The sequence below is a fragment of the Streptomyces sp. NPDC026500 genome (assembly GCF_055567635.1).
Map to the genome: position 1 here is coordinate 1 of NZ_JBVHQB010000051.1, position 13303 is coordinate 13303.

12 protein-coding genes are annotated in these 13303 nt (G+C 70.3%); 9 read left to right on the forward strand and 3 right to left on the reverse strand.

Going from position 1 to position 13303, the window contains the following annotated elements; all coding sequences use genetic code 11:
• A partial coding sequence (locus ACZ4N5_RS41975) for a sugar phosphate nucleotidyltransferase (RefSeq protein ID WP_467762260.1) occupies positions 1 to 140 on the reverse strand: 140 nt, incomplete at its 3' end.
• A 132-nt stretch (positions 141 to 272) separates the two neighbouring features.
• Between ACZ4N5_RS41975 and ACZ4N5_RS41980 the strand changes: the two genes are divergently transcribed.
• Entirely contained in the window at positions 273 to 848 is a 576-nt protein-coding gene (locus tag ACZ4N5_RS41980) for a 5-formyltetrahydrofolate cyclo-ligase (protein ID WP_467762239.1), read from the forward strand.
• Between the two features lie 121 nt (positions 849 to 969).
• Here the strand turns inward: ACZ4N5_RS41980 and ACZ4N5_RS41985 are convergent, their stop codons facing one another.
• Positions 970 to 3729, reverse strand: a complete 2760-nt coding sequence (locus ACZ4N5_RS41985) for a penicillin acylase family protein (protein WP_467762240.1) — start codon at positions 3727 to 3729, stop codon at positions 970 to 972.
• A 185-nt stretch (positions 3730 to 3914) separates the two neighbouring features.
• Here ACZ4N5_RS41985 and ACZ4N5_RS41990 point away from each other — a divergent pair, with 185 nt between their 5' ends.
• The 6 genes from ACZ4N5_RS41990 to mscL all read left to right on the forward strand — a co-directional run bounded on the left by ACZ4N5_RS41990 (position 3915) and on the right by mscL (position 10092).
• Positions 3915 to 5516 (forward strand): potassium/proton antiporter, encoded by a 1602-nt coding sequence (locus ACZ4N5_RS41990; protein ID WP_467762241.1) that lies wholly within the window; start codon positions 3915 to 3917, stop codon positions 5514 to 5516.
• Positions 5517 to 5835: 319 nt separating this feature from the next.
• On the forward strand, positions 5836 to 7098 hold the full coding sequence (locus ACZ4N5_RS41995; protein WP_467762242.1) for an MFS transporter: 1263 nt from the start codon (positions 5836 to 5838) through the stop codon (positions 7096 to 7098).
• 68 nt (positions 7099 to 7166) lie between these two features.
• Positions 7167 to 7487, forward strand: coding sequence for an FmdB family zinc ribbon protein (locus ACZ4N5_RS42000; RefSeq protein WP_467762243.1), 321 nt, complete (start codon positions 7167 to 7169; stop codon positions 7485 to 7487).
• A 134-nt stretch (positions 7488 to 7621) separates the two neighbouring features.
• The gene (locus ACZ4N5_RS42005; protein ID WP_467762244.1) at positions 7622 to 8497 is read left to right on the forward strand and encodes an S-methyl-5'-thioadenosine phosphorylase; all 876 of its coding nucleotides are present in this window, start codon (positions 7622 to 7624) and stop codon (positions 8495 to 8497) included.
• 458 nt (positions 8498 to 8955) lie between these two features.
• Positions 8956 to 9507 carry a hypothetical protein gene (locus ACZ4N5_RS42010; protein ID WP_467762245.1) on the forward strand — a complete coding sequence of 184 codons (552 nt, stop codon included), beginning with the start codon at positions 8956 to 8958 and terminating at the stop codon, positions 9505 to 9507.
• Positions 9508 to 9621: 114 nt separating this feature from the next.
• Positions 9622 to 10092, forward strand: a complete 471-nt coding sequence (mscL, locus tag ACZ4N5_RS42015) for a large conductance mechanosensitive channel protein MscL (protein WP_467762246.1) — start codon at positions 9622 to 9624, stop codon at positions 10090 to 10092.
• A gap of 216 nt (positions 10093 to 10308) precedes the next feature.
• Here the strand turns inward: mscL and ACZ4N5_RS42020 are convergent, their stop codons facing one another.
• Positions 10309 to 10491, reverse strand: coding sequence for a hypothetical protein (locus tag ACZ4N5_RS42020; protein ID WP_467762247.1), 183 nt, complete (start codon positions 10489 to 10491; stop codon positions 10309 to 10311).
• Between the two features lie 280 nt (positions 10492 to 10771).
• On the opposite strand from ACZ4N5_RS42020, the gene ACZ4N5_RS42025 reads away from it, so the two are divergent.
• Both ACZ4N5_RS42025 and ACZ4N5_RS42030 read left to right on the forward strand, forming a co-directional pair.
• Entirely contained in the window at positions 10772 to 12007 is a 1236-nt protein-coding gene (locus tag ACZ4N5_RS42025; RefSeq protein WP_467762248.1) for a low temperature requirement protein A, read from the forward strand.
• A gap of 137 nt (positions 12008 to 12144) precedes the next feature.
• A complete protein-coding gene (locus tag ACZ4N5_RS42030) occupies positions 12145 to 13173 on the forward strand; it encodes a P1 family peptidase (protein ID WP_467762249.1) in 1029 nt (342 codons plus the stop codon).
• Positions 13174 to 13303: the final 130 nt, after the last annotated feature.

Genomic DNA, 13303 nt, shown 5'->3' on the forward strand with positions numbered 1-13303 from the left:
TCGACCACGTACTGGATCGCCGGCTTGTCGACGACCGGCAGCATCTCCTTGGGCGTGGCCTTGGTGGCCGGCAGGAACCGGGTGCCGAGGCCGGCTGCGGGGATGACAGCCTTGCTGATCCTGGGGCGTGACTCAGTCATGTCCGCAACCATAACCGGTGACTTTGTGCAGAATCTGTGTCCCCGGTCAATTCGCAGTCATATGAGCGGATTGAGAGAACTGTGGAGTCACCTGTGAGCCACGTCCGACGTGAACCAGAGCCTGACAAGCGAATGTTGCGGCGAGGATTCCTGTTGGTGAGAAATGGGTTGACGGCCGATGACGTGCGGGAATCCGCCGCCGCCCTCGCCGCCCGCGCCCTGGAGCTGCCCGAACTGGCACACGCCCGCACGGTGGCGGCCTACGTCTCCATGGGGAGCGAACCGGGCACCCTCGCGCTCCTGGACGCGCTCCGCGCGCGCGGGGTGCGCGTCCTCCTGCCGGTCCTGATGGCGGACAACGATCTGGACTGGGGGGCGTACACCGGAGCGGACTCCCTCGAACAAGTCCGACACGGCGGGAAATTGGCCCTCCTGGAGCCCCGGGGCGAGCGACTGGGGCCGACGGCCGTCCAGGACGCGGACGCCGTTCTGCTGCCCGGTCTCGCCGTCGACGCGCGCGGAATGCGGCTGGGGCGCGGCGGAGGCTCGTACGACCGTGTACTGGCCCGCCTGGAGCGCTCCGGCGCGGATCCCGCACTGGTGGTGCTCCTGTACGACACCGAAGTCGTCGAGCGCATCCCGGAGGAGGCGCACGACCGGCCCGTCCACGCCGTGGTGACCCCCTCCGGCGTGCGCCGCTTCCGCTGACCGGCGACGGGACGAAGAACGGCTGACGGCGGACGCGAAGTGGCCCTCCACGCACGCGTGGAGGGCCACTTCCGTCAGGCACCGGCTTCAGGACGTCAGCATCTCGACGCCCGTCGGAGCCTCACGGTTTCAGGACCAGGGTGTCGGTCGTCTTCTTGTCGACGGCCTTCTTGGAGAAGGCCCACGGCAGGAGTTCGCCCTTGGCCCACTTCTCCGTCTGGTCGGTGTAGTGGGCGCTGTAGGCGTGCCCCGAGGCGCCCGAGAGGTTTATCCACTTGGACTTGTCGAGGTCCTGGAGGTTGACGACCATCCGCATCGAGGGGACCCAGACCACTCCGTAGCCGCCCGCCGCGTTCCAGCCGGTCGCGTTGACCGTCGCCTCGCCGCCGCTGAGGTTCCAGGGGCCCCGGTTGAGCATGTACTGCAGGAAGCGGGGGCCTTCGGTACCGAGGGTCTGGTTCTTCAGGAACAGGCGGTGCAGCCGGCCCCAGCTCCAGGTGTCCATGTCCTTGCCGAGCTTGGCGGTCAGCTCCCAGCGGGCGTCCTTCATGGCCCGGCCGAACAGGTCGTCCCGGGTTTCGGTCGCCTTGTCGGTGCGCGTCCTGGGCGACTTCCACCAGTCGTTGTTCTCGTCGTCGATGATCTTGCGGACGACCTCGAACCAGCGGTCGCCGCCGTCCGGCTGCGCCTGGTCCGCGTCGCGCTCGCCACACTCGCGCACCGTCTGGTTCGCGTCCGCGGGGCCGGTGGTGTCGATCCGGTCGACCCACAGGCACTGGCCCTTGACCCGCAGCTCCTTGGGCAGCTTGTTGCCGAAGGCGAGCTTGAGGATGTTGCGCCAGGTGGCGTTGAAGTAGGCGGCGGCAGCGGAGTCGGAGTCCTGGGTGTAGTCCCAGCCCTCCAGGAGCTTCTGCGCGTCACGGACGTTCTTGTCGGCCACGTCGATCTTGAGCAGCTTGGGCACGATCAGCTTGGCGATCTCGCTGCTGTTGTCGAGCTGCATCTGGCGCATGTCATCGGTCGAGATCTTGGCGCCGCCCCTGGTCTTCGACTCGATCAGGTCGGTGATCCGCTGGCTGCGGGTGCCGTAGCCCCAGTCCGTGGTGAGCGTGTAGGGGTACTTGTCCGGCTCGACGACCGCCTGGTTGGCGGTCACGATGTAGCCGCGCTTGGGGTTGTACTCGTAGGGCAGGGCGGACTGCTTGATGTAGCCGGTCCAGCGGTACTTGGAGTCCCAGCCGGGCGAGGGCAGTGAGCCGTCGTCGCCCTTGGCGCGCGTGGGGATCTTGCCGGGCAGCTGGTAGCCGATGTTGCCGCCCGCGCCGGCGCCGTCGGCGTAGACCAGGTTCTGGGACGGCACCTCGAAGGACGCGGCCGCCTTGCGGAACTCGGTCCAGTTCGACGCCTTGTCCATCTCGAAGACGGCGTCCATGGTGTTGCCCGGGTCCAGCGCGGTCCAGCGCAGCGCTATCGCGTAGCCGTCGCCGCGGTCGGGCGCCCCGGCTTCGACCGTGGCCTTCTTGCCGACCTGGACCAGTTCGTCGTCACGGTCGGAGAGCAGCGGCATTCCGTCTTCGGTCTGCCGGACGACGATCGTCTTGGCGGCGCCGCCCGCGACCTTGATCGTCTCCTTGCGGGTGGTGAAGGGCAGCACCTTGCCGTCGTACGCGTAGCCCTCGCCGGTGATCTTCTCCAGGTAGAGGTCGGTGACGTCGACCCCGGAGTTGGTCATGCCCCAGGCCATGTCCGCGTTGTGGCCGATGACCACGCCGGGCATGCCCGCGAAGGTGTAGCCGGTGACGTCGTACTGGCACGCGGCGGAGACGGCGGTGCAGTGCAGGCCCATCTGGTACCAGACCGACGGCAGCGAGGCCGACAGGTGCGGGTCGTTGGCCAGCAGCGGCTTGCCGGTGATCGTGTGGCTTCCCGCGACGACCCAGGAGTTGGAGCCGATGCCGTTGCCGTTCACGCCGACGGCGGTGGGAAGGCCGTCGAGGACCTTGTAGAGCCCCGAGAGCTGGCTCTGGAACCCGGCGGGCGTCGCGGTGTTGCCCGTGAGCCCGGTGCCCGCCGTGGACGTCGAGGTGGTGTCGGTCTGGCCGTACGTCCCCGTGACACTGTCGTACGAGCCCGTACGGACGATTGTCTTGTTCCGGCTGTACGGGTAGTCCGGGTACAGGTCCGCGATCTGCTTCGGGCCGAGCCGGCTCGTCATGAGGGAGCGGTCGATCTCTTCCTGCATGTTGCCGCGCAGGTCCCAGGCCATCGCCTTGAGCCAGGCCACCGAGTCGACCGGGGTCCACTCCGTCGGCTGGTAGTCGTTGGTGAAGCCGAGTGCCGCGTACTCCAGGGAGATGTCCTTGCCGTCCTTGCCCTTCAGGTAGGCGTTGACTCCCTTGGCGTACGACTGGAGGTACTTCTTCGTGGAGGCCGACAGCTTGGTGTCGTACTCCTTCTTCGCGATCCGGTCCCAGCCCAGCGTGCGCAGGAACTCGTCGTTCTTGACCTGGCCCTCGCCGAACATCTCGGACAGCCGGCCCGAGGTCATGTGGCGGCGCACGTCCATCTCGTAGAACCGGTCCTGCGCCTGGACGAAGCCCTGGGCCATGAACAGGTCCTCGTCGGACGAGGCGTAGATCTGCGGGATCCCGTTGCCGTCGCGCTGCACGGTCACGGGTCCCGAGAGGCCGTCGAGCTGGAGGGAGCCCTTGGTCTGCGGGAAGGAGGCGCGCACAGTGCTGATGCTCCAGTACGCGCCGAAGGCGATGCCTCCGATGATGGCGAGAACCAGGACAATCAAGAACAGTCGGGCTTTGCGCCCCTTCTTCCTGCCGGACTTGCCGGGCTGTTGGCCGGAAGAGGCGGTGGTGTTGGGGGGCATCGCTGTCCTTGCTGTCCTAACGCGAGCGGCAGGCGGTCCTGGAGTGCTGGGGCAACCATAGGCGCAGGGCCAACCGCGCCTTGACGCGGAGTAGGAAACCGGGAAGCACGACCGTTCGATCTTGCCTCCGGGAACGTCAAGAAAGCGTCAAGAGTTAGGTAAGGTAACGAAGTACTTGCACTGAAGTGGCCGGCTTCCGGTCCTCAGATCCGGAGGCCGTCCGCGACGGGACCGGATCGGCGAGAAAGGAACAGCCCCTGACTGTCCACCACCTCAACCAGCTCCTGCTCGTGTGCTCGCTCGTCCTGCTCCTCGCGGTCGCGGCGGTCCGGATCTCCTCACGCAGCGGGCTTCCAACGCTGCTCGTGTACCTGGGGATCGGCGTCGCGATCGGCCAGGACGGGGTCGGCGACGTCCACTTCAGCAATGCCGAGCTGACCCAGGTCATCGGGTACGCGGCCCTGGTCGTGATCCTGGCCGAAGGCGGTCTCGGCACGAAGTGGAAGGAGATCAGACCGGCTCTGCCGGCGGCCTCCTCGCTGGCAGTGGTGGGCGTCGCGGTGAGCGTCGGCGTCACGGCGACGGCCGCGCACTATCTGATCGGGCTGGAGTGGCGGCAGGCGCTCATCATCGGGGCGGTCGTCTCCTCGACGGACGCCGCGGCGGTCTTCTCGGTCCTGCGGAAGATCCCCCTCCCCGCGCGCGTGACGGGCATCCTGGAGGCCGAGTCGGGCTTCAACGACGCCCCGGTGGTCATCCTCGTCGTCGCGTTCTCCACGGCGGGACCGGTGGAGCACTGGTACACGCTGCTCGGCGTGATAGCGCTGGAGCTGGCCATCGGCGCCGCCATCGGTCTCTCGGTCGGCTGGCTGGGCGCGTACGGCCTGCGGCACGTGGCGTTGCCGGCCTCCGGCCTCTACCCGATCGCGGTGATGGCGATCGCGGTCGTCGCGTACGCGGCCGGCGCGCTCGCGCACGGCAGCGGCTTCCTCGCCGTCTACCTCGCCTCCATGCTGCTCGGCAACGCGAAACTGCCGCACTCGCCCGCCACCCGCGGCTTCGCCGAGGGGCTCGGCTGGATCGCCCAGATCGGCATGTTCGTGCTGCTCGGTCTGCTGGTCACCCCGCACGAGATGGGCGACGACATCTGGCCCGCGCTCGTCATTGGCCTGGTGCTGACCATGGTGGCGCGGCCGCTGAGCGTCGTCGTCAGCCTGCTGCCGTTCCGCATCCCGTGGCAGGAGCAGGCGCTGCTGTCCTGGGCGGGGCTGCGCGGCGCCGTACCCATCATCCTGGCGACGATCCCGATGGTGAGCGGCATCGCCGAGAGCAAGCGGATCTTCAACATCGTCTTCGTCCTGGTCGTCGTCTACACCCTCATCCAGGGCCCGACCCTGCCCTGGCTGGCCCGCAAACTCCGTCTCGGGGAGTCCCCCGGGGCCGCCGACCTGGGCATCGAATCGGCGCCCCTGGAGCGACTGCGCGGCCATCTGCTGTCCGTCGCGATCCCCAAGGGGTCGCGTATGCACGGCGTCGAGGTGGGCGAGCTGCGGCTGCCCCCGGGCGCGGCGGTCACCCTCGTCGTCCGCGACGCGAAGTCCTTCGTACCGATGCCCACGACGGTGCTGCGGCTCGGCGACGAACTGCTCGTGGTGGCGACCGACCCGGTCCGGGACGCGGCCGAGAGGCGGCTGCGCGCGGTGGGCCAGGGCGGCAAGCTCGCCGACTGGCTGGGCATCGGCGACGGCGGAACGGAACACCGGACGAGGCACCGAACAGGTCTGTGACGCGGCACCGGACGGACCCCTGCGGGACACCGGACACGCTTCTTACGAGATACCGAACGGCGCCTCAAGAAGCGAGAGGCTTTCACAGGCGCACGATCCCGTGGTGCTCATTTTCACAGGCCTGGCGACGCCCGCCCCCTGTACGATGAAGGCACACCTTGATCGAACCAACTCTGCCTGACGCAGAGCTGGCGCGACCGTATGGCGGCCGTGACGTCCTCCCGCAGGAGGCGCCGGTACCTACCGCAGATCCGCGCAAGAGGACAGCTCTCGGCGCCCCCGCACGGGCGCGCTACCAGGCGGCAGAAAGGCACGGGCCGTGGCATCCACGGTCACCTCCCGTCCTGGATACGGACAGCTGCTGCGCACCCGCGGCGCCTGGACGTTCCTGCTCCCCGGCTTCGCCGCCCGCCAGCCGTTCGCCATGCTGACGATCTCCATCGTGCTGCTCGTGCAGCACACCACCGGCTCGTACGGGGCGGCCGGCGCGGTCGCCGCCGTCACCGGTGTCTCCATGGCGCTCTTCGCGCCCTTCACCGGGCGTCTGGCCGACCGGCACGGACAGCGGGCCGTCCTGCTGCCCGGCGTCCTCGTGCACGCCGTGTCCGGCTTCTCCCTGACCGCGCTCGCGCTGGCGGACGCTCCCTTGTGGGCGCTTTTCGCGGCCGCCGTACCGACCGGCGCCTCGGTGCCGCAGGTCGGCCCCATGGTGCGGGCCCGCTGGGGCGTGAAGCTTCAGGGCTCGCCCCTGATGTCGACCGCGGCGGCCTTCGAGTCCGTCACGGACGAGCTGACCTTCGTCTTCGGCCCGCTGCTCGCCACAGCGCTGTGCACGGCCGTCGACCCCTCCGCGGGCCTGCTGACCGAGGCCTCGCTGACTCTGATCGGCGGTCTGCTGTTCGCCGCGCAGAAGAGCACACAGCCCTCGGTCGCCGTCGAGGGGCACGCGCGCGTGGAGCACGGTTCCGCTCTGCGGATCCCCGGCGTACGCGTTCTGATCATGACCTTCCTCGGCATCGGCTCCGTCTTCGGCGGCATGCAGGTCTCGCTGGCCGCGTACAGCGAGTCGATCGGCGAGCCCGGCCTGAACGGTGTCCTGTACGGCGTCTTCGCGGCGGGCAACATGATCTCCGGCATCGTCTGCGGCGCCATCGCCTGGAGGGTGGCCCCGCAGCGGCGGCTGGTTCTCGGGTACGCCGCGCTCGCGCTCGCCGCCTCCGGGCTGTGGGCGGCGAACTCGGTGATCGTGCTCGCCGGCCTCGGTCTTGTGGTCGGTATGTGCATCGCCCCGACCCTGATCACCGGCTACACCCTGGTCGAGAGCCTCGTTCCGCAGGGCGCCCGCACCGAGGCCTTCACGTGGCTCACCGGCGCCGTCGCGCTCGGCCAGGCAGCGGCCGTCACCGTCGCCGGACAGATGGAGGACAGGCTCTGGGACGGCGCCGGATTCCTGGTGCCGATGGCCGGGACGGCACTGGCTCTGGCGACCCTGGTGGCACTGCGCTCACGCCTCGCCACACAGGCCCCGAGCCGTGCCGTCGCACGTGGCGTCGGTCACCGCGTGCCGGTGACAGTGGACTGATCTCGCGGAATACGTCAGTATGGACCGTCGTTAGCACTCACTGAGTGAGAGTGCCAGGAGGAAGACAAGTGCCGACCTACCAGTACCAGTGCACCGAGTGCGGCGAGGGCCTCGAGGCGGTGCAGAAGTTCACCGATGACGCCCTGACCGAATGCCCAAACTGCAGCGGCCGCCTGAAGAAGGTGTTCTCGGCCGTCGGCATTGTCTTCAAGGGCTCCGGCTTCTACCGCAATGACAGCCGCGGCTCCTCGTCGAGCAGCTCGCCGGCGTCGAAGCCGTCCACGTCCGCGTCCGCGTCGGACTCGAAGTCCTCGTCGTCGACGTCCACGTCGTCGTCCTCGGACGCGAAGTCGTCGGGCACTGGCTCGTCCAGCAGCTCCGCCGCTTAGGGCCTCGGTCGCCGGGGCTGCCGTCCCCGGCCCAGCCGTCTCCGCGAGGCCCCACCGGGTCGTTTCCACGAGACCCCGTCGTCGTACGACGACGGGGTCTTCGGCGTTTCCCCCTCCCGGCTAGGGTGCCGTTCATGGCGAACACGGAGAACCCAAAGACCCCGGCCGGGCAGTCGACGGCCTTGGCCGAGATCGGCGTCATCGGCGGCTCGGGCTTCTACTCCTTCCTCGACGACGTGACCGAGCTGCAGGTGGAGACCCCCTACGGGCCGCCCAGCGACTCCCTGTTCGTCGGCGAGATCGCCGGCCGGCGGGTCGCCTTCCTCCCCCGTCACGGCCGCGGCCACCATCTGCCGCCGCACCGCATCAACTACCGGGCCAACCTGTGGGCGCTGCGCTCCGTCGGCGCCCGCCAGATCCTCGGCCCCTGTGCCGTCGGCGGACTGCGTCCGGAGTACGGGCCCGGAACCCTGCTCGTTCCGGACCAGTTCGTGGACCGTACGAAGTCACGGCCGCAGTCCTACTTCGACGGGCTGCCGCTGCCGGACGGCTCGGTGCCGAACGTGGTGCACGTGTCGCTGGCCGACCCGTACTGCCCCGTCGGACGCGAGGTCGCCCTGCAAGCGGCGCGCGGAAGGGACTGGGAACCGGTGGCCGGCGGCACGCTCGTGGTCATAGAGGGTCCGCGGTTCTCCACCCGGGCCGAATCGCTCTGGCACCAGGCGCAGGGCTGGGCGGTGGTCGGCATGACCGGGCACCCCGAGGCCGCGCTCGCCCGTGAACTGGAGCTCTGCTACACGTCGTTGACACTGGTCACCGACCTCGACGCGGGAGCCGAGAGCGGCGAGGGCGTGTCGCACGACGAGGTGCTCAAGGTGTTCGCGGCGAATGTGGACCGGTTGCGGGGCGTGCTCTTCGACGCGGTCGCCGGACTGCCGGCGAACGGAACGCGGGACTGCCTGTGCACGACGGCCCTGGGCGGAATGGATCCCGGCTTCGAGCTGCCGTAACGGCGGCGGCCACGGCAGCGGCCCAGCCCTGACCGGACTCTCGTCCCGCCCCGCCCCGTCCCGTCCAGCCCCGTCCAGCCCGTCCGACCCAGGCGGCAGGCGGCAGGCGGCAGGCGGCAGGCGGCAGGCGGCAGGCGGCAGGCGGCAGGCGGCAGGCGGCAGGTTACCGGGGCCGCGGGGCGGTCGCCCGCCCAGGCCCCCGCCGTCGCGGTGGTCCTCACTATCGCGGTGGCCCCTCGCCGTCGCCCTGGCCCCCGCCGTCGCGATGGTCATCACCATCGAGGCGGCGGGGGCCAGGGCGACGCCCGCGATCCCCGGGCCGGAACGCGGGCGGAACCTCCCGTTCGGGTGAGGGAGTTGTCCACAACCCCTCGGTGATCCACGGGCGCCGGCGGGCTCCGCCGCGAGACCTCATCGTGGGATCGCAAGCCGATCCCTCGTCGAAGGTGGTGGTCACCATGGCACAGCTCTCTCAACTCATCCGCCCGCCCGGCGCGGACGCGCCTCCGACCTGCGAGGTGCCGCAGTTCGCGCCGGTGCGTGTGCGGGGCGGGCGGTATCGGCTGCGGCTCCTCGCGCGGCACAGGAGGCGGGCGGTGGCCGCCGGCCTGGCGATGACGGCGGCCGCCCTCGTGGCGGCCGGCCCGGGTGACGCCGAGCAGGCGCGCGGGCATCCGGCGTCCGCGCCCCCTGCCTCGTCCGCGTCCGCCTCCACCACGGCTTCCGCGCCCGTACGCGGGCCCGTCGCGGTCGAGACGGTGAGGGCGCCGGTCCGGATCGCGGACGGCGCCACGGTGAGCCTGTTGCGTCCCGGCGACCGGGTCGACGTGGTCGCCGCGGACAGCGGCGGTGAGGCACGGGTGCTCGCGACCGGGGCGCGGGTCACCGGGGTTCCGGACGTCGGGACCACCGACACCGGAGCGCTGGTCGTCCTCTCCGTCCCGCGCACGACGGCCGCACGGCTGGCCGGTGCCGGCACCACATCACGGCTGGCGGTGACGCTGCGATGACTGACGAAACCGTGTCAAGCCCCTCGTTCGAGCTACCCAGTTGGATGGGCCCGGCACGCCCTGCCGTAGGTTGCGGAGCTGTTTGTTCCACAACCCGTGCGGAGGGGCCTCCCAGTGAGCGAAAACAAGCAGCCCAGCGTGTGGGAGGGCTTCAAGGCCTTCCTGATGCGCGGCAACGTCATCGACCTGGCCGTCGCCGTGGTCATTGGCGCGGCCTTCACCAACATCGTCAACTCCGTGGTGAAGGGCATCATCAACCCGCTGGTCGGTGCTGTCGGCACGAAGAACCTCGACAACTACAGCGCCTGCCTGGAGAGCCCGTGCCGGGGCACCGGGGCAACCGCCACGGGCATCCGCCTCATGTGGGGCTCGGTGCTGGGCGCCACGCTCAGCTTCGTGATCACCGCCGCGGTCGTCTACTTCCTGATGGTTCTGCCGATGGCCAAGTTCCTGGCCCGGCAGGCAGCTCGCCAGAAGGCGAAGGAAGGCGCGCGCGAGGTCATCGAGGTGTCCGAGCTGGAGGTGCTGAAGGAGATCCGCGACGCGCTGGTCGCCCAGCGCGGTCCGGGACGCCGCGAGTACTGACGGCGAACCGTGGGCCCGCGCCCGGAAGCTCGGGGGACGCCGACTCCGGGAGACCGGGGGCCTGGAATCCGGGGGTCGGCAGACCGGGAGCCGGGAGGCCACCGGTCGGGAATCCCGGAACCAGGAGACCGACATCCGGGAATCCGGGCGCCTCAAATCCGGGCGCCTCGAATCCAGGGGCCGGAAATCCGGACGCCACAAGGCCAGGGGCCGGGCTCAGATGTGGTGGGGCGGCTTCTCGTCGAGGAAGCGCTTCAGGTCGGCGGCACTGTCACCAGCGCTGTCGGCCCGCTCGCCCCACCCACGGTCCGTATCGTCCGAGGACTGCTGGCTCAACGGATCGTCGAAGACCAGTGCCGGCTTCGGATCGCGCGGTTCGGGGGCGGGGGCGGGACTCATTCCTCAAGGGTACGCCGCGGGGGCGGCGGCCCACCCCGGGTCGGCCGGGCGCTTCGGCGGCGCGTCGGACGTACGACCCGCGGGAGCGGGTGGGCGGCGCGGGGCCCCGATCAGGGACCCGGCACCGGGTCGTCGCGAGCAGCCCCGAGGGTCGTCCGCCCTGGCGGGTTCGGATCCCCATGACACCCCTGACCTGGCATCCCGTCACCCCTTCGAGCCGAGGGTCGCTTGTGAACGCATTCACAAGAATTTCTGGAACTTTTCTGCTGTGCTTGGCCGTATGACGTCCCGTTCCACACCGGAGTCCGCCGCGACACCACGGCCCGCGGGCCACCGGCCGCTGCGCAGAATGACCGCTCGCGGCCGCGACGAGGCGCACAGGGTCGCGTCGCCGCTGGAGCTCCTGTTCGACCTGTGTTTCGTGGTGGCCATCGCCCAGGCCGGCGCCCAACTGGTGCACGCCGTGGCGGAGGGTCACGCGGGTGAGGGCATCCTCAACTACGCGATGATCTTCTTTGCCATCTGGTGGGCTTGGATGAATTTCAGCTGGTTCGCGTCGGCGTACGACAACGACGACGTGCTCTACCGGGTCGTCACGCTGGTGCAGATCGCAGGCGTCCTGGTGCTCGCGGCCGGGGTGTCCAAGGCGTTCGAGAGCCATGACTTCCTGGTCGTCTGGCTCGGCTACGTGATCATGCGGTTCGCGATGATCGCGCAATGGCTACGGGTGGCACGGTCCACCGAGGGAGCCGAGAGAACCATGGCGCTGCGGTACGCGGGCGGCGTACTGCTGTGCCAGGTCGGCTGGCTGGGCCTGTTGCTCACGCCTGAGCCGGGCGTCCCATGGGTGTTCCTGGTGGTGGCCGTCGCCGAGCTCTGCGTCCCGCTGTTCGCGGAGAAGGACTTCACCACGTCCTGGCATCCGCACCACATCTCCGAGCGGTACGGACTGTTCACGATCATCGTGCTGGGCGAGACGATCGCCGCCGCCACCGTCGCGGTGAAGTCGGCCGTCGACGAGCACGACGCGCTGAGCGAGCTGCTGCCGATCGCCGCGGGCGGGCTGCTGATCGTGTTCTCCGCCTGGTGGATCTACTTCGTCGTGCCGATCCACGGCCATCTCCGGTCCAGTGGGCAGGCCTTCCTCTGGGGGTACGGCCACTATCTGATCTTCGCGTCGGCTGCCGCGATCGGCGCGGGTCTGGAGGTCGCGGTGGAGCAGACGGTCGGCACCGCGCACATCTCGGCACTCTCGGCGTCCGCCGCGGTGACGCTGCCGACCGCGCTGTACTTCCTCGCCGTCTGGGCGCTGCACTCCCGCTACTTCAAGGTCGGCATCGCCCAGCAACTCGTTCTGCCGACCACCGCGCTGCTCGTCATCCTGTGCACCTTCCTGGGCGACTGGGCGGTACTCGCCGCGGGCATCGTCTCGGCACTGGCTGTGGCGGTCGGGGTGGTGATGACGACGCGGATGGTGACGCGGGAAGCGACGGCCGGCGCGGCAAGGGGCGTGTAGAGAGACGAGCAGGGGCCGGGCGCAAGGGGAGACGAGCAGGCGCGCGCAGGGAGGACGGCGCGCCGGCGGTGGCGGCGCCAGATCCCGGTGCGTACGGCTGCCTCTCCGGGGGCCCGCGGCCGGGGAACACTGGGCGCATGACAGTTGACGCTCTGACAGATGTCGCGGGTCTGCGGGTGGGACACGCGACGCGCACCGGGGACGGTTGGCTCACGGGGACGACGGTGGTGCTCGCTCCCGAGGGAGGCGTGATCGCCGCCGTGGACGTGCGCGGCGGCGGGCCCGGCACGAAGGAGACGGACGCGCTCGATCCGCGCAATCTCGTGCAGAAGATCGAGGCGGTCGTGCTGACCGGCGGCAGCGCGTACGGGCTGGACTCGGCGTCGGGCGTGATGGCGTGGCTGGAGGAGAGGGGACGCGGAGTGCGCGTGGGGCCGGACCCCGCGCACGTCGTGCCCGTCGTGCCCGCCGCCTGCGTCTTCGATCTCGGGCGGGGCGGCGACTTCCGGTCACGGCCGGACGCTTCCACCGGCCGCGCCGCGGTCGAGGCTGCCGACGCGAGTGCACTGCGCGCGCCGGTGCGCGAGGGAGGCGTGGGCGCCGGCACCGGGGCGGTGGTCGGGCAGATCAAGGGCGGGGTCGGGACGGCGAGCGCGGTGCTGGAGTCCGGCATCACGGTGGCCGCGCTGGTGGTGGCCAATGCGGCGGGCTCGGTGGTCGAACCGGAAACGGGGGCACTGTACGGGGAGTTGACGCGAGGACGGACGGCGTGTCCGTCCGCCCCGGTGCGCGAGTCCGCGCGGCTGCGACTCGCGGAGGCCGCCGCGAGGAACGCGCCGCCCCCGTTGAACACCACGCTCGCCGTCGTCGCCACCGACGCCGGTCTGACCCGGGCGCAGGCGCAGAAGCTCGCGGGGACGGCGCACGACGGGATCGCGCGCGCCGTGCGGCCGGTGCATCTGCTGAACGACGGGGACACGGTGTTCGCGCTGGCCACGGGCGCCCGGCCGCTCGCCACCGAAAACCCCCTGGCGCTCAACGAGATCCTGGCGGCGGGCGCGGACCTGGTGACGCGCGCGATCGTGCGCGCTGTGCGCGCCGCGGAGTCGGTGGACGGCCCGGGCGGAGCGTGGCCGTCGTACGAAGAGCTCTACCGAGAGAGCTAGTTGGGCGACCGCCCGCCCGGTTCACTCACGTGATGGTGATCGGCCCGGGTGACGGTGATCGGCCCAGGTGACGGTGATCGGTGATCGGCCCGGGTGACGGTGATCGGATCGGGGTGACGGGAACCCGTTG